At 72.9% G+C, this 14,610-nt stretch carries 16 protein-coding genes; 5 read left to right on the top strand and 11 right to left on the bottom strand.

Annotation, left to right across the window (positions count from 1 at the left end):
- Positions 1-23: 23 nt before the first annotated feature.
- The 5 genes from AA23TX_RS31050 to AA23TX_RS31030 are packed head-to-tail and all read right to left on the bottom strand — an operon-like array spanning position 24 to position 3,133.
- Complete coding sequence (locus AA23TX_RS31050) at positions 24-218, bottom strand: ferredoxin (protein ID WP_230862774.1); 195 nt, start codon at positions 216-218, stop codon at positions 24-26.
- Complete coding sequence (locus tag AA23TX_RS31045; protein ID WP_155546310.1) at positions 215-1,345, bottom strand: NADH-ubiquinone oxidoreductase-F iron-sulfur binding region domain-containing protein; 1,131 nt, start codon at positions 1,343-1,345, stop codon at positions 215-217. Before AA23TX_RS31045 ends, AA23TX_RS31050 begins: the two co-directional genes overlap by 4 nt.
- Positions 1,342-1,911 (bottom strand): ferric reductase-like transmembrane domain-containing protein, encoded by a 570-nt coding sequence (locus AA23TX_RS31040; RefSeq protein ID WP_155546309.1) that lies wholly within the window; start codon positions 1,909-1,911, stop codon positions 1,342-1,344. Before AA23TX_RS31040 ends, AA23TX_RS31045 begins: the two co-directional genes overlap by 4 nt.
- Entirely contained in the window at positions 1,908-2,885 is a 978-nt protein-coding gene (locus AA23TX_RS31035) for an FAD:protein FMN transferase (RefSeq protein WP_155546308.1), read from the bottom strand. The genes AA23TX_RS31040 and AA23TX_RS31035 overlap by 4 nt, the downstream gene beginning before the upstream one ends.
- Positions 2,882-3,133, bottom strand: coding sequence for a hypothetical protein (locus tag AA23TX_RS31030; RefSeq protein WP_155546307.1), 252 nt, complete (start codon positions 3,131-3,133; stop codon positions 2,882-2,884). Before AA23TX_RS31030 ends, AA23TX_RS31035 begins: the two co-directional genes overlap by 4 nt.
- A gap of 236 nt (positions 3,134-3,369) precedes the next feature.
- Between AA23TX_RS31030 and AA23TX_RS31025 the strand changes: the two genes are divergently transcribed.
- The 3 genes from AA23TX_RS31025 to AA23TX_RS31015 are packed head-to-tail and all read left to right on the top strand — an operon-like array spanning position 3,370 to position 6,496.
- The gene (locus AA23TX_RS31025; RefSeq protein WP_155546306.1) at positions 3,370-4,245 is read left to right on the top strand and encodes an alkaline phosphatase family protein; all 876 of its coding nucleotides are present in this window, start codon (positions 3,370-3,372) and stop codon (positions 4,243-4,245) included.
- A gap of 5 nt (positions 4,246-4,250) precedes the next feature.
- Positions 4,251-5,495: an MFS transporter gene (locus AA23TX_RS31020; protein ID WP_196425600.1), complete on the top strand. Its 1,245-nt coding sequence runs from the start codon at positions 4,251-4,253 to the stop codon at positions 5,493-5,495.
- Complete coding sequence (locus tag AA23TX_RS31015; protein ID WP_155546305.1) at positions 5,492-6,496, top strand: TolB family protein; 1,005 nt, start codon at positions 5,492-5,494, stop codon at positions 6,494-6,496. The genes AA23TX_RS31020 and AA23TX_RS31015 overlap by 4 nt, the downstream gene beginning before the upstream one ends.
- Here AA23TX_RS31015 and AA23TX_RS31010 read toward each other — a convergent pair.
- Together AA23TX_RS31010 and AA23TX_RS31005 are read right to left on the bottom strand one after the other, a co-directional pair.
- Positions 6,471-7,055: a dihydrofolate reductase family protein gene (locus AA23TX_RS31010; protein WP_155546304.1), complete on the bottom strand. Its 585-nt coding sequence runs from the start codon at positions 7,053-7,055 to the stop codon at positions 6,471-6,473. The genes AA23TX_RS31015 and AA23TX_RS31010 overlap by 26 nt on opposite strands.
- Positions 7,056-7,123: 68 nt before the next feature.
- The gene (locus AA23TX_RS31005) at positions 7,124-7,531 is read right to left on the bottom strand and encodes a hypothetical protein (RefSeq protein WP_155546303.1); all 408 of its coding nucleotides are present in this window, start codon (positions 7,529-7,531) and stop codon (positions 7,124-7,126) included.
- 312 nt (positions 7,532-7,843) lie between these two features.
- Between AA23TX_RS31005 and AA23TX_RS31000 the strand changes: the two genes are divergently transcribed.
- Complete coding sequence (locus AA23TX_RS31000; protein ID WP_155546302.1) at positions 7,844-8,794, top strand: glycoside hydrolase family 6 protein; 951 nt, start codon at positions 7,844-7,846, stop codon at positions 8,792-8,794.
- Here AA23TX_RS31000 and AA23TX_RS30995 read toward each other — a convergent pair.
- Positions 8,781-10,118, bottom strand: coding sequence for a 3-hydroxybutyrate oligomer hydrolase family protein (locus AA23TX_RS30995; RefSeq protein ID WP_155547422.1), 1,338 nt, complete (start codon positions 10,116-10,118; stop codon positions 8,781-8,783). The two genes, AA23TX_RS31000 and AA23TX_RS30995, sit on opposite strands and share 14 nt — an antisense overlap.
- Before the next feature lie 189 nt (positions 10,119-10,307).
- Here AA23TX_RS30995 and AA23TX_RS30990 point away from each other — a divergent pair, with 189 nt between their 5' ends.
- Entirely contained in the window at positions 10,308-11,507 is a 1,200-nt protein-coding gene (locus AA23TX_RS30990) for an extracellular catalytic domain type 1 short-chain-length polyhydroxyalkanoate depolymerase (protein WP_155546301.1), read from the top strand.
- Here AA23TX_RS30990 and AA23TX_RS30985 read toward each other — a convergent pair.
- The 3 genes from AA23TX_RS30985 to AA23TX_RS30975 form a co-directional block, all read right to left on the bottom strand.
- On the bottom strand, positions 11,504-13,756 hold the full coding sequence (locus AA23TX_RS30985; protein WP_155546300.1) for a TOMM precursor leader peptide-binding protein: 2,253 nt from the start codon (positions 13,754-13,756) through the stop codon (positions 11,504-11,506). The two genes, AA23TX_RS30990 and AA23TX_RS30985, sit on opposite strands and share 4 nt — an antisense overlap.
- Positions 13,753-13,977 carry a hypothetical protein gene (locus AA23TX_RS30980; protein WP_155546299.1) on the bottom strand — a complete coding sequence of 75 codons (225 nt, stop codon included), beginning with the start codon at positions 13,975-13,977 and terminating at the stop codon, positions 13,753-13,755. Before AA23TX_RS30980 ends, AA23TX_RS30985 begins: the two co-directional genes overlap by 4 nt.
- Before the next feature lie 81 nt (positions 13,978-14,058).
- On the bottom strand, positions 14,059-14,595 hold the full coding sequence (locus AA23TX_RS30975; RefSeq protein WP_196425599.1) for a TetR/AcrR family transcriptional regulator: 537 nt from the start codon (positions 14,593-14,595) through the stop codon (positions 14,059-14,061).
- Positions 14,596-14,610 lie beyond the last annotated feature (15 nt).

Genomic DNA, 14,610 nt, shown 5'->3' with positions numbered 1-14,610 from the left:
GACGACCGGATTTCCCTCGCCGCTCAGTCCTTCCGCAGCCGCAACGCCAGCGCCGGGCACGCGGCCGCCGCGCGCCGGGCCTCCGCCACCAGCCCCGGCGGCACCGGGCCGGACGCCACGATCGGGTAGCCCCACTCGTCCAAACGCACGACCTCCGGCAGCAGGTCCGCGCACAGCCCGTGCGCGCGGCACCCGATCGGGTCCACCGTCACCTTCACGCCACACGCTCCGGGACCCGGCACCGGCCACCGGCCGCGTGCGCCGCCACATCGGCGCCGAACACCCGCAACGCGCTCGTCGCGAGCCGGGCCGCGCCGTCCGGGTGCGCGCAGGCCCCGCGGCCGGTGAGCAACGGGAGACGACGCGCGAGCCGGGCCGTCGACGGGCCGCCACGCACCAGCTCCGCGAAGTCCGCCGCGATCGCCGGGAGGCCGAACATGCACGGCCCGCACTGCCGGGCCGACTCCGCCGCCAGGAACGCCAGCACCTTCGCGGTGTACTCGAGCCCGCACGCCCGGGCCGGAAGCGCGTACACCGCCGGAATCCCGGACACGCCGGCCGTCAGGTCCGACGTCCAGTTCCCGCCGTAGCCGCCGGCCAGCACCGCTTGGACCGGCTCGGCCTCGCCGCCCGCCGTGGCGAGCACCGCCGCGAGCGACGCGCCGGGCGGCGTCTCCACGACCCCGGGCCGCCGGACCGCGCCGGTCACGGTGACCAGCTCGGCCCGCGCCGCGCGGTAGTGCTGCGGGCCCAGCAGGATCACCAAAGCCAGCTGGGCCAGCGTTTCGACGTTGTCCACGAGCGTCGGACGGCCGCGCACCCCGCGTTCTCCGGGCCGCGGCGACTTGCCGAGCGGCCGCGCGTCCCCGGACGTCAGGTGGTGCACGAGCGCGGTCTCCTCGCTGGCGACGTACCGGCGCGGGATCTCCTCGACGCGCACCGGCACAAGATCGTCGCGTTCGGCGAGCGCCGCGAAGACGCTCGGCAGCACCGGGCTCCCGGCGTGCACGCAAAGGATGGCTTCGCCCGCGCCGACGGCGTGCGCGGCGAGCTGCAGGCCGTCCAGCACCAGGTGCGGGGACAACGTCAGCAGGGCGGCGTCCTTGTGGCTGAGCGGGTCGCCTTCGCAGCCGTTCGCGACGACGACCGAGCGCGGTTTCCGGGCCGAGCGCAGCTTGACCGCGGTCGGGAAGCCCGCGCCGCCGCGGCCGCGCAGGTCCGCGGCGGCGACCGCTTCGATCAGCCGGTCGCGGCCGTCGTCACCGTGGTAGGCGACCCACGGCACGACGCCGGTGCGGCGCCGGTGGCCGGCCAGGTCGAGGCGGTGGGGCGGCAGGATGGTCATCGGGTACCTCCGAGCGGCGAAAGCTTGCGGGTCGCGGTGTCGGCGTCGTGGCGGGTCGCGCGGAAGGCGACGGCGCCGAGGACGGCCAGCACGCAGAGCACGTCGAAGGCGACGATCCAGCCGTACGCGGCGTCGTTCTCGGCCATGCCGAAGCCGTGCACCAGCGCGACCGGCCAGCAGAGATAGGCCAGCCAGTGGACGGCGCGCCAGGCCCGCGGCGGGATGCGCGTGCGCAGCAGGCTGGTGACGACGATCGCGAGCAGCAGATCGATCGCGACGGCACCGAAGCCGACCCAGAGCGGCTGGTAGGCCGAGCCGAACGGGACGACGACGTCGAGCCAGCTCAGCGAGACGTAGCCGTCGAGGATCGCCGACGCGATGTGCGCGACGAGGAAGGCGAGGCTGGTCAGCGCGAGGTTCCGGTGCAGGGCGGCGACGGTGAACCGCGGCCACGCCGGGGTCGCGAACCGGCCGGCGCCGAGCGCGCCGAGGACGACGACGCCGGTGAAGAGCACGAGCGACACGAGGCCGGTCGCGCGGCTGAAGTACCAGACGGCGGAGCTCATGCGGCTTTCCTTTCCGCGGGCCAGCCCGGCGTGGTGACGACGTCGCCGTCGTCGGCCGTGAGTCGCGCGGGCAGCCGTCGTTCTTCCAGCCAGGCCGGCGCTTCCGCGCCGAGGACGATGGCGGCGGTGCTCGCGGTGTTGGCGTCCACAGTGGACTTCGCGACGACGGTGACGGTGCGCCACAGCGGTTCCGCGGCATCACCGGTGCGCGGGTCGACGATGTGGTGCACGGCGCGCCCGCGGTGGCGCCAGCGCCGGAGGGTGGTCCCGGAGGTGGCGAGACCGCCGGTGTTGAGGGCAACACTCGCGGCCGGGTGGGTGACGGCGTCGGCGTGGTCGTCGCCGAGCGCGACCTGCCAGCCCCCGGCGGGTTCCGGCCCGGCGACGCGGAGGTCACCACCGAGGTTGACGAGAACACCGCACCCGAGAGCGAGGTGAATCCGGCGCGCGGCCCGATCGGCGGTGAGGGCTTTGGCGGTGGCGCCGAGGTCGAGGTGGACGCCGCGCGGGAGGACGACCAGGCGGAGAGCGGGATCGAAGAGCACGCGATGCCACCCGGGCGCGGGAACCAGGCCGGCGGTCGAGCGGTCTGCCGCGGCAGGTCGTGAGTGGGAAACAGGGTTAGAACACTGTTTCTCACTCACGACCCCCGCGACCAGCGCGAAGTCCCGGTCGTACCCGAGTGCCCGCACCGCGGCCCCGACCGTCGGGTCCACCAATCCCCCGCTCAGCCGAGCCGCGCGCAACGCCGCTCCCAGCGCCTCCGCCAGCAGCACCCCGACCCGGACCTGACGCCCGGCCCGCTCGTGCAGCCGGGAAATCTCCGAGTCCGCGCGGAACCGGCTGCACGCCAGGTCGATCGCGTCGACTTCCGCCCGCAGGAGCGAAGCCGCCTCCGCCACCTGCCCCGGGTCGGTGACGACCACCGACGCCGTCGTGCCCAGCGCGGGGAACGTCCTCGCCGCCGTGGTCACGACGCGCCCGAGCCCGTGTGCGCGCTGCCCGAGCCGGCGCTCACGCCGCTGTCCGACGACTGGAGCTGGTCCTGGGTACCGGTGGAGTCGGAAGTGCTGGTCGAAGTGGTGGCGGACGCCGTCGAAAGGCCGAAGCCGATCGCGCCGGCGGTGGCCGCGCCCAGCACCGCCACCGTCGCCGTGACCAGCGCGGCCTTGCGCCTGCCGTGCTCGCGGCGAGCCGCTCCGCCTGTCGTGGTGGGTTCCATGGGACCGAGTCTCGGCGCCGTTCCTTTGAACGACCTGGGAGCGACCTGTCAAGTCCCTGGCTGTCCACAGTAGACACCTACCTTAGGAGGTTGACAGCGGAAAGCCATTAACCCACTCTTTCCGTTGTCCGCCGGAGGTTTCCTGGTGTTCACGAACCGGACCACGACACGCCCACGTTCCGGCCTCGTGGAGTGGGCACCATGAGGCGCCCTCACCCGCCACCGTTGGAGGACCCATGATCCGCAAGCGGATCTTCGCCGCGTTCGCCGCCGCCACCCTGGTCACAGCCGGTGTCGTCACGGCAGCCGTCGTCACCGGAACGGACGAGCCGACCGCGGTCAAGCCCACCGCTTCGGCCGTGCCGGCGTTCGACCACATCGTCCTCGTGATGTTCGAGAACAAGAAGTACTCGTCGATCAACGGCAGCTCCAGCGCGCCCTACTTCAACACCCTCGCCTCGCAGAGCGCGAAGTTCACCAACGCCTTCGCGATCACCCACCCGAGCCAGCCCAACTACGTCGCCCTCTTCTCGGGCGCCACGCAGGGCGTCACCGACGACTCCTGCCCGGCCAACCTCGGCGCCAAGGCCAACCTCGGCCAGCAGCTGATCGGCGCGGGCAAGACCTTCACGGGCTACTCCGAGGCCATGCCCTCGGACGGCTACACCGGCTGCTCCAGCGGCACCTACCGCCGCAAGCACAACAGCTGGGTCGACTTCTCCAACGTCCCGGCCGCGAGCAACGTCCGCTACTCGAGCTTCCCCACCGACTTCACCCAGTTGCCGACCGTCGCCTTCGTGACGCCCGACATGTGCAACGACATGCACGACTGCTCGATCGGCACCGGCGACACCTGGCTGAAGAACCACCTCGACGCCTACGCCCAGTGGGCCAAGACGCACAACAGCCTGCTGATCACCACCTTCGACGAGGACAGCGGCACGTCGGTGAACCAGATCTTCACCAGCTTCACCGGCGCGCACGTCAAGGTCGGCAGCTACAGCGAGTCCATCAACCACTACACCGTGCTGCGCACGATCGAGGCGTCCTACGGCCTGCCGGGCATCGGCGGCGCCGCGAGCAAGTCGCCGATCCTCGACGTCTGGCAGTAACCCGCGTGTACCTCTCCACCATCGGCCGCCGAGAGCACGCCGCGAAGGGCAAGCTCTCGGCGGTCGGCGCGAACGTCTTCGCGCTCGGCGCGGTCAGCCTGGTCACCGACGTCTCGTCGGAGATGGTCACCGCGGTCCTGCCGGTCTACCTCGTGCTCGGCCTGCACCTCGGCCCCGCCGCGTACGGCCTGGTCGACGGCCTCTACACCGGCGCGACGGCGTTGCTGCGGATCGTCGGCGGGTACGTCGCCGACCGGGTCCGCCGCCGCAAGGTCGTCGCCGGGGCGGGCTACGCGCTGTCCGCGGTGGCGAAGCTCGGCCTGCTCGCGGCCGGGGCGTCGGCGGCCGCGATCGGCGCCGCGATCACCATCGACCGCACCGGCAAGGGCCTGCGGACGGCGCCGCGCGACGCGCTGATCACCCTCTCGGCGCCGGAACCGCTGCTCGGCCGCGCCTTCGGCGTGCACCGGGCGATGGACAGCATGGGCGCGTTCGCCGGGCCGCTGGTCGCGCTCGCCGTGCTGGCCGCGGTCGGCGCGACGGACCCCGAGGCGTTCGACGCGGTGTTCGTCGTCAGCTTCTGCATCGCCGCCATCGGCGTGCTGCTGCTCGTGCTGTTCGTCCGCGACCACCGGACGCCGAAAGCCGCGGCGAACACGGTCTCGCCCCGCGCCGCGGCCGCCCTCCTGCGCGGCAGCGGCGTCCGGCGCCTGCTCGTAGCGGCGTGCGTGCTCGGGCTCGCGACGGTCGGGGACGGGTTCGTCTACCTCCTGCTGCAGCACAAGGAGGACATCGCGACCGGCTGGTTCCCGCTGCTCGCGGTCGGCACCAACCTGAGCTACCTGCTGCTGGCCGCGCCGCTGGGCGCACTGGCCGACCGCGTCGGACGGCTGCCGGTCGTGCTCGGCGGCTACGGCGCGCTCGCGGTCGTCTACCTGCTGCTGGCCGGCCCGGTGTCCGGCTGGCCGCTGTTCGTGCTGGCGCTCGCGCTGTACGGCGCGTTCTACGCGGCGACCGACGGCGTCCTGATGGCGCTGGCCGGTCCGCTGCTGCCGGAGTCGTTGCGCACCACGGGGATTTCCCTGGTCCAGACGGCGCAAGCGCTTGCGTACTTCGCCTCGTCCGTCCTCTTCGGACTGGCCTGGCAGTTCTGGGGCGCCGGGCTCGCGGTCGGCGTCGCCGCGGGCGGGGCGCTGGTCGCGATCGCCGTGACGTTCGTGGTGCTCTCCCCCAGGAAGGTCGCCGCGTGAAAACCCGGATCCTGATCGCCGTCGCCGGTGTCCTCGTGCTGGCGGGGGTGGCGGTCGCCTACGTCGGGTTCGCGAGCGCGCGCAGCCACGGCGCCGCCAACACCGCCGCCACCGGCGCGGTGAGCCTCTCCCCCGGCCCGCGGCTGCTGTTCCGCAGCACCGCCGACGCCGACCGCGGCCACGTCGCGACGGTGTCCGTCACCGACCCCGGCGGCCCGCGGACGGTGTCGCCGCTGTCGTGCGCACGGGTGTACGCCGCCGGCGGCACGGGGCTCTGCCTGCGCCAGGACGGCGACCTGACCACCTACCAGCTGGCGGTGCTCGACGCGGGCCTCGCGGTGAGCCGGGAGATCCCGTTGGTCGGGCTGCCGAACCGGGCGCGGGTGTCGGCGAGCGGCCGGATGCTCGCGTGGACGGTGTTCGTCACCGGCGACTCCTACAACGGCGGCATGTTCTCCACCCGCGCCGGCATCCTCGACACGGCGACCGGTGACCTGGCCGGCACCCTCGAGGACTACGCGGTGACGCTCGACGGGAAGCCGTACCAGGCCGCGGACCTCAACTTCTGGGGCGTCACGTTCACCCGCGACGACCGTCACTTCTACGCGACGATGTCGACGGCCGGGCACCGCTACCTCGTCGCGGGCGACTTAGCCGCGCACACGATCCGGGCGCTGCGGGAAAACGTCGAATGCCCGTCCCTTTCCCCGGACGGAACCCGCGTGGCGTTCAAGTCCGCTGTGGACGACGATCCGGCGAAGGGCTGGCGGCTGTCCGTCGTGGACCTGGCGACGTCGAAGGTGACGCCGCTGGCCGAGACCCGCAGCGTCGACGACCAGCCGGCGTGGCTCGACGACCGCACCATCGGCTACGGCGTGCCCCGCGGGCCGGGCCACGCGGACGTGTGGTCGGTCCCGGCCGACGGGTCCGGCGCGGCCCGGCTGCTGATCCCGGAGGCGGAGTCCCCCGCGGCACTCAGCGACGCTCGTACCGGGCGATGATCACGCCCTTCGTGGTGGTGACGCTGCTGGTGAGCGTGAACTCGGTCAGCGGCGCCGGCCCCTCGAACAGGCGCCGGCCGCCGCCGAGCGTCAGGGGGTGGATCAGCAGCGTGTAGCGGTCGACCAGGCCGGCGGCGTGCAGCGAGTGCACGAGCGAGGCGCTGCCGATGACGGACAGGTCGTTCCCGGGACGGCTCTTCAGCTCGGCGACGGTCTTCTCGGCGTCGCCGGCGAGCAGCACGGAGTTCTGCCAGGCATCGGCCCCCTCGAGGGTGGTCGAGGCGACGTACTTGGTGACGGCGTTCATGTGGGTGGTGAAGGGGTTGCCGTCGTCGCGCCCGGCCCAGGCGCCGATGAAGTCTTCCCAGGTCCGCCGCCCGAAGAGCATGTCACCGGGGCGGCTCATGCCCTGGCCCATCTCGCGGGCCATGACCTCGTCCTGGTAGCGGTTGCCCCAGCCGCCGTGGGCGAAGCCGCCGCGGGTGTCTTCGTCGGGCCGGCCGAGGCCCTGCACGACGCCGTCGAGGGTGACGCTCATGGTGACGCTGATCGAACGCATCGGGTGTCCTTTCGTCCAGGGGTGGTTCCCCTCCTGAACGAACGGCGACGCCGCGGATCGACAGCGAGTCAGTCCAGCTTGCGCAGGCCCTCGAGGATGCGCCGCATCAGCTCGCCGTCCGGGGCCGCGAACGCCAGCCGGGGCGCCGGGAAGCGGCCCGAGGACGGACTGGCCGGCGGGATCGTGCGCGGCACGCGCCACGGCAGCCGGTCCGGGGACGTGTCGCGCCCGGTCTGTTCCGGGATCGGGAGGGTCGGCAGCGCGATCGTGCCCGCCTCGGCGAACCGCCGGGCCGCCTGCTCGAAGCGGAGGCGGGCCTGGATCCCGGCGACGGTCCAGTCCGGCTCGGGGTCCGGCTCCGAGCCGACGGTCGCCCGGCGGGGCCGGCGTTCGAGCGTGATGGCCCAGGCCGCCGCGGCGAGCGCGGGCAGCAGCAGGCCCGCGATGATGGCGAAACCGGACAGGGCCGCGGCCATCAGGAGGCCTCGGCGACGGGTAGCAGCATGGCGTTCACTTCCGGACTTGCGGTTCTTCCGAAGCATGGCCGACACCTGGATATTCGACGTGAACGAATGTTTCGCGGACCCCGGAACCCCATCATGAACGACGGGCAACGCTCCCGCAAGCGGCCGAACGGGGTGGTCCGTCCGGACGGTGAAACCGCAGGTGGGAACCGGTTTCAGGGTAGCAGCGACGGGGCCCCTCACCCAGTAGTACGGGCGCCGGCCGCGTCCGGTTCACTTTTCTTTTTGTACGTTCCCTGTACGCCTCCGCGGCAAACTCGCGAAATGCGTATTCCGACCATCCTCGTGGCCGCGACGCTGGCGCTCGCCGGGCTCGCGTCCCCGGCGCTCGCCGCCGGCGGCAACCCGCTCGAGAAGACGAACGGCTTCTACGTCGACCCGGGCTCCAACCCGGCGGCGTGGGTCCGCGACCACCCGGACGACAGCCTCGCCGGCCCGATCCGGACGGCCATCGCGACCAAGCCGGGCGCCCGCTGGTTCGGCAGCTGGAGCGGGGACGTCCGCGCGGCGGTCGACGAGTACACCTACGCCGCCGACGTCGCCGACAAGCTGCCGGTGCTCGTGGCGTACAACATCCCGGGCCGCGACTGCGGCGGCGAGTCGACCGGCGGCGCGGGCAGCCCCGAGGCCTACCGCGACTGGATCTCGGCGTTCGCCGACGGCATCGGCGGCAAGCCGGCGGTGGTGATCATCGAGCCGGACGTGCTCGCCCAGCTCGACTGCCTCCCCGGCGACGCCCGCCAGACCCGCCTCGACCTGCTGAACTACGCGGCGGCGCAGTTCGCGGCCAAGGCACCCACCACATGGGCCTACCTGGACGGCGGCAACGCGACGTGGATCCCGGCGCCGACGATGGCTTCGCGCCTGAAGTCGGCGGGCGTGCAGTCGATCCACGGGTTCGTGCTGAACGTGTCGAATTTTCACACGACCGCCGACTCGACGACCTACGGCAAGGCGGTCGACGCGGCCCTGGGCTACGCGGCGCCGTTCGTCGTGGACACCAGCCGCAACGGGAGCGGCCACGGGACGGACTCGGAGTGGTGCAACCCGCCGGCGCGCAAGCTGGGAGCACCCTCCCAGCTCGGCGGCGGCCCGGAGATGCAGCTGTGGATCAAGGTTCCGGGCGATTCGGACGGCAGCTGCGGCTACGGCACGGGCATCCCGGCGGGCACGTTCAGCCCGGCCCTGGCCGACCACCTGATCAAGGGCGACTGACCAGCGAGCAGGTGGTGGCCAGTTCCGCGGGAGTCGCGCCGGCCGGCCGCGCGATCGTCCCCGAAGCCGGCGGACGCACCCCGCGCAGCCACCCGCCCAGCGCGTCGAACGCCGTCCGGAAGCACGGCCCCAGCGGCCGCAGCCGGTCCGGGTAGACGTCGGCCAGCCCGTCGACGTGGTTGCCGTCGACCACCCGGTAGTACCGGTGCAGCGACCCGCGTCCCGCGGAATCGATCATCTTCTCGTACACGTCGGAGTCCCGCGTGATCGGCAGCAGCGTGTCCAACGTCCCGTGCAGCGTGAGCAGCGGCTTGCCGATCCGCCCGGTCAGCGAGATCCGCTCCACCGCCCGCGTCACCGAAGCGGGGCGCGACGCGTACGCGTAGTCCGCGTCACACGACGGCGTTCCCGAAGCGCAGAAAGGAGTTCCGGCCGAAAGAGCACCGTCGAACGAGGGATCCACCTCTTCCCGGTAGATCCGCTGGGTCAGGTCCCAGTAGACGCGGTAGTGGTAGTCCCACAAGAACTCCGACCCCGGCGCGAACCCGGCGTCCAAAATGGACTGGTGCGCCGAGGACGACCCCGCCGCGTAAGCCGGGTACGCGCGCAGAGCCGGTGGCAGGAACGTCAGCAAGTTCGGTCCATCGGCACGCCACAGCGTCCCCTCCCAGTCGACGCCCCCGTCGTAGAGCCACGGCCGGTTCTCCAGCTGCCACCGCACGAGGTACCCGCCGTTGGACAGCCCGGCGGCCAGCGTCCGCGTGACCGGACGGTGGTAGTGCCGGGCCGCCGCCGAACGAGCGGCCAGCGTCAGCTGCGTGACGCGCGTGTTCCACTCGGCCGGCGCGTCGCCCGGCCGGACGCCGTCGTCGTAGAACGCGGCGCCGGTGTTGCCCTTGTCGGTCGCGGCGAACGCGTAGCCCTCGGCCAGGGCCTGGTCGCCGATCGCGCGGTCGTTCGCGTACTGCCGCCGCACACCCGGCGAACCGGAGACGACCAGCCCGCCGTTCCACCGCGCGGGCAGGCGCAGCACGAACTGCGAGTCGTGGTTCCAGCCGTGGTTGGTGTTCGCCGTCGAGGTGTCCGGGAAGTACCCGTCGACCTGGACGCCGGGCACCCGGCCGTACGTCGGCAGCCCGGCCGACGTCAGCCCGGCCCAGTCCGCCTCGACGGTGTGCCCGGACGCGAGCGTGCCGGTCGTCGTCAGGTCGTCCAGGCACACGGCGACCTGACGTTGGGCCCCGGGCACGTCCACCCGGCAGCTCCCGGCCGAAGCCGACGCCGACGCGGGCAGCGCCGCCGCGAGCGCCCCCGCCAGAACCACAACCAGCCATCTGCGCACGGTCCACCTCCGGTCTCGATGCACCAGAACCCAAGCGCGTGCGCCCGGGGAGAGCCATCCCGCCGGTCACCATGAATCGCCGCGGGGATGTGGTGGACGGCCACATGGTCCGAACCAGCGGGCCGATTTAGCGTCGCTGGAAACCCTCTCAACGACGAGAAGGACTCGCCCATGCGCAAGCTCGCCCTCGCCGGACTCGCCGCGATCACCGCCGCCGTGCTCACCACCGTCGGCGTGGCCGCCGCCGACCCGCCACCGTCGTCCCTGGTCCAGGTCGCGAACTTCGGCGCCAACCCGGGTGCCCTCGCGATGTACACCTACACGCCGTCCGGGCTCGAAGCCGGCCGCCCGGTGGTCGTCGCCCTGCACGGCTGCACGCAGAGCGCCTCCGACTACTACGCCCACTCCGGCTGGCCCGAACTGGCCGACCGGTGGCGCTTCGAGGTCGTGTTCCCGCAGCAGTCGACCGCGAACAACTCGCTGAAGTGCTTCAACTGGTTCTCCACGGCCGACGACACCCGGGGCAACGGCGAGGCCGCGTCCGTCAAGTCCATGGTGGACAAGGCGATCGGCGACCACGGCTCGGACCGCTCCCGCGTGTTCGTGACGGGCCTGTCGGCCGGTGGCGGCATGACGGCGGACCTGCTGGCCGCGTACCCGGACGTCTTCGCCGGCGGTGGCATCGACGCCGGGCTGCCCGCGCAGTGCGCCACGAGCGTCACGCAGGCGACGAGCTGCCAGCAGAACAACCAGAACCTGACACCCGCACAGTGGGCGTCGAAGGTGACAGCGCAGAACCCGGGCTACAGCGGGCCGTGGCCGCGCGTCGCGATCTGGCAGGGCACCGGCGACTACACGGTCTACCCGGTCAACGGCACCGAGCTGCGCGACCAGTGGACCGCGGTCCACGGCGTCTCCCAGACGCCGACGAGCACGCAGTCCCTGCCCGGCGGCACGACGTTGACGACCTACGCCGACAAGGTCCAGCTGTACTCGATCGCCGGCATGGGCCACGGCACCGCGGTCGACCCGGGCACCGGCACGACGCAGTGCGGCAGCACCGGCGCGTACTTCCTGGCGGGCATCTGCTCCAGCTACTACACGGGCGTGTTCTGGGGCCTGGCTTCCGGCGGCACCACGACCACACCACCGACGACGACCACGACCACGCCGACGTCCACCCAGCCGTCGGGCACCTGCGTGAACGCCAGCAACTACGCCCACACGCAGGCCGGCCGGGCGCACCAGAGCGGCGGCCAGACGTACGCGAACGGCTCCGACCAGGCCATGGGCCTGTGGAACACGTTCACCACGCACGCCCTGCGTGAGACGTCCCCGGGGTACTGGGTCCTCGCCGACGGGCAGTGCTAGAGGAAGATCGGGAACGGGTTGAGATCGTCGTAGCCGTGCGGCTCGGCCAGCCGGCCGAGCCGCACGGGCACGTCGTAGAGCCGGCCGGGCGCGAACCGCGCCCAGAGCCCGCGCATCCCGGGGACGAGCACCTTCACGACGGGGAGGCCGATGTCCGGGCGCGTCTGATCGAGCACGAACACCTCCAGTCCGGCCCGCTCGATCTTCGCCCGCACCAGTCCCAGATCCGCCAGCAGGTCGGCCGAGTACGCGTAGCCGTGGTCCGCCGGTCCGACGGCCCGTCGCGCCGGATCGGGGAGGAGGTACCGCTGCTCGGCCACCGCGGCCTCGCGCAGCCACCGGGCCGCGTCCGGGTCGTCGCCGCCGTCCCACCCGTCGAGGACGGCGGGCATCATCTGGTTCAGCTCGGTCAGCGCGCGCCGCAGGGCGACGGCCGGGTCCAGGTGCGCACCGAAGCCCATCATGATCTTCTCGGACGGCCCGCCGACGCACCGGGACAGCGCGGCGAACACGGGTATCCCGATGTCGGAGGTCACGTCCAGCACCCAGACGTCCCGGCCCACTCCGGCATACGTGCGGCGAAGCTCGCCGAGCCACGGATCACCGAACGCGTCGAGGTCGACGCCCCGCTGGCGGGTGCGGTTGTACCACCACAGCGCGACGGCGTCGCGCTCCACGACCTCGAGCATCCCCTGCAGCGCGGCGTCTTCGAGCGTGCTTCCCGCCGCGTTGCCGTTGGAGTCGGCGAACACGGACACCGGCCCCGGTCCGGCGGGCACGCCGAAGTACAGCAACGCGGTCGGGAACAACCGGTGCTCGCCGCGGGTGAGCGACCACACCGGCGTCCAGTCCAGCTCGGCGTCGTCGTCGAACGGGTCGCAGACGAACTGGAACGGGCCGTGGCGCTCGCGGGCCCGCACCCGGCCGGGGTACTGGCGCTCGTGGAACAGCTGGCAGGTGTCGGGGTGCACCGCCGCTTCGCCCAGCGAACGGAAGCTGGCCCGTACGCGTTCTTCGTCGCCGTCGTAGTGACCGCTGTGCCGTTCGAGGGCCTCGCACAGCGCTCCCACCTCGGCCTGGACCGGGGTGACGCCCTTGCCGCCGTTCTGGCTCCGCAGGGCCGTGCGCAACCGGTCGGCGCCACGACGGCCCAGCGCGATGTTGGGCCCGGAGCGGTAGGAGGCGAACAGGGCCGGACCGCGTGTGTCGCGTCGCAGCTCCTTGACCACGCCGGTCAGCGGGCTGACGAGGTGCCGGTAGGTGCCGAGCACCTGCTCCGGCGCTACCGCGCGGTGCCCGCCGCCCGCGGTGTCGGTCTTCGTCCTGGGTTCCAGGCGCACGGGCCGGCGGGTCCGCTCACGCACCAGCTCCGGGTTCCCGCAAGAGGCGCACTGCGGACGGGCGCGAACCTCGTGCCGTTCCCCGGTCAGGTCACCGCTGTCGAACGTCCACAGTGCACACTGGCCGGGATTTCGCCGCCCGGCCAGCCATTTGACCGCTTCCAACGCGACGAGGTTCACCGCGAGGGCAGCCAGCGGGGCGAGCGTGACCTCCGGGCGCGGAAGCGGTCCCGGCAGGCCGAGGGTGTCCCGGACGTGCGCTTCGGCGGGCCGGTTGCCCCACAGCCGCGTGGCCAGGCAGTGCCAGCAGGGGCCGTCGCCGGGGGTGAAGAACGGGCCGATCGACAGCCGTGACCCGGTCGGCTTGGCGAGCAGCCAGGGCCGTCCGGCCGCCCGCTGCCGTGCGTCCACTTCGGACAGACCGGCCTCGAGGTAGTCCCGGCACAGCACGACGGACAGGTCCGCGTCCTCGGCTCGCTCGACCACGGTCAGGCCCGACGCGCGCAAGGCTTCCGCCGCGGCCGGAGTGGAACCCGCACCGGCCAGCGCGACCCGGCCGCGCGCGACGGCGGCCGTCGCGGCTTCACCGTCGCCGCCGATGGCGTCCCAGTAGGCCAGCGCCGGCCGCTCCGCCGCGGAACCGGCCGCGGAGCGCAGGCCGACCACCTGTGTCTCCGCGAGCCGGGCCAGCAGGCCGGCGGCTTGTTCGGCGGGGACGTCCTCGGGCAGCTCGCGGTGCACCGCGGTGAAGTCCCGGGTGCCGTCCAGCAACGGGACCAGGGACTCCAGGTGCGGACCGCGCAGGGCGGCGGCCTCGTCTTCGGACAGCACGTACACCGCGTCGCCGGGCACCACCGCGACACTCAGGTGGCGCTTGAATCCGACGAGCGGCCGGGGCGGTTCGGTCACCCGTGGATCGCGGCCACCGATGCCGGACGCTCGACGCGGCAGATGCACCCCGTCGGGAGCACCGGCGGTTCCAGCCGGCACGGGCTGACCGACGGCCGCACCGGGTCGTTCCCGCCGGATCCGGTCGTCGCCCGGCCGTCCAGCGGGTCGACCGTCAGCTCCGCCGTCCCGACCGGCCCGGTTCCGAACGCCGTCTCGAGCGCGCGTGTGAACTCGTCCACGAAATCCCCCTTGATGTCGTTTACCGGCAACTTCCATCGTGCCCGGCTGGTCCCGGGCCCACCAGGGCCGGATGGGGGCAATCAGGTCAGCAGCCCGGTGAGCAGCACCGCGGTCAGCCGCCGCGCGGCCTCGCCGGTTTGCGCCGATGTCAACGCGGTCAGCGCGAGCCGGACGTCCTCGACCGTCACCCGAGGCCGGAGGACGCCGTCTGCGCGGGCCCGCTCGACCAGCCGCGCGAACGCCTCGGCGTGCGCGCGGCGCCGGCCGGCGAACTCCGGTCCGGAAAGGACACCGGTCAGTCCCGGCTCCGTGGCCTGCCATTCGCCGAAGCGGTGGAACGTGCGGCTCAGCGCGCGGCGGCTGTCCGGATCGGCCATCGCGGCCCGCAGCTGCCGCTCGCACCGGTCGACCTGGCCGTCGAGCACGGCGGCGAGGAGGTCTGCGCGGCTCGGGAAGTGCCGGTGGACGGTCGCCGGGGCCAGACCCGCGCGCCGCGCGATCTCCCGCACCGGCAGGTCCGGGCCGTGGCGCGCGAAGGCCGTGTGCGCGACCGCGACGAGGTGCCGGCGGTTGTGTTCGGCGTCCGTCCGGCGTTTCCGAGTCAGTTCGTCGGCCACGGTTCTCACTTCCCG

Source organism: Amycolatopsis camponoti (assembly GCF_902497555.1).
GTDB classification, from domain to species: Bacteria; Actinomycetota; Actinomycetes; order Mycobacteriales; family Pseudonocardiaceae; genus Amycolatopsis; species Amycolatopsis camponoti.
Note: the sequence above shows the minus strand (reverse complement) of the source record. Positions and strands in the feature narration are given on the sequence as shown.

What these genes read in the sequence shown, in the direction of transcription:
- AA23TX_RS31045 (WP_155546310.1), bottom strand. Translation starts at nt 1,345, where the DNA reads ATGACCATCCTGCCGCCCCACCGCCTCGACCTGGCCGGCCACCGGCGC.
- AA23TX_RS31040 (WP_155546309.1), bottom strand. Translation starts at nt 1,911, where the DNA reads ATGAGCTCCGCCGTCTGGTACTTCAGCCGCGCGACCGGCCTCGTGTCG.
- AA23TX_RS31030 (WP_155546307.1), bottom strand. Translation starts at nt 3,133, where the DNA reads ATGGAACCCACCACGACAGGCGGAGCGGCTCGCCGCGAGCACGGCAGG.
- AA23TX_RS31025 (WP_155546306.1), top strand. Translation starts at nt 3,370, where the DNA reads ATGATCCGCAAGCGGATCTTCGCCGCGTTCGCCGCCGCCACCCTGGTC.
- AA23TX_RS31010 (WP_155546304.1), bottom strand. Translation starts at nt 7,055, where the DNA reads ATGCGTTCGATCAGCGTCACCATGAGCGTCACCCTCGACGGCGTCGTG.
- AA23TX_RS31005 (WP_155546303.1), bottom strand. Translation starts at nt 7,531, where the DNA reads ATGGCCGCGGCCCTGTCCGGTTTCGCCATCATCGCGGGCCTGCTGCTG.
- AA23TX_RS31000 (WP_155546302.1), top strand. Translation starts at nt 7,844, where the DNA reads ATGCGTATTCCGACCATCCTCGTGGCCGCGACGCTGGCGCTCGCCGGG.
- AA23TX_RS30990 (WP_155546301.1), top strand. Translation starts at nt 10,308, where the DNA reads ATGCGCAAGCTCGCCCTCGCCGGACTCGCCGCGATCACCGCCGCCGTG.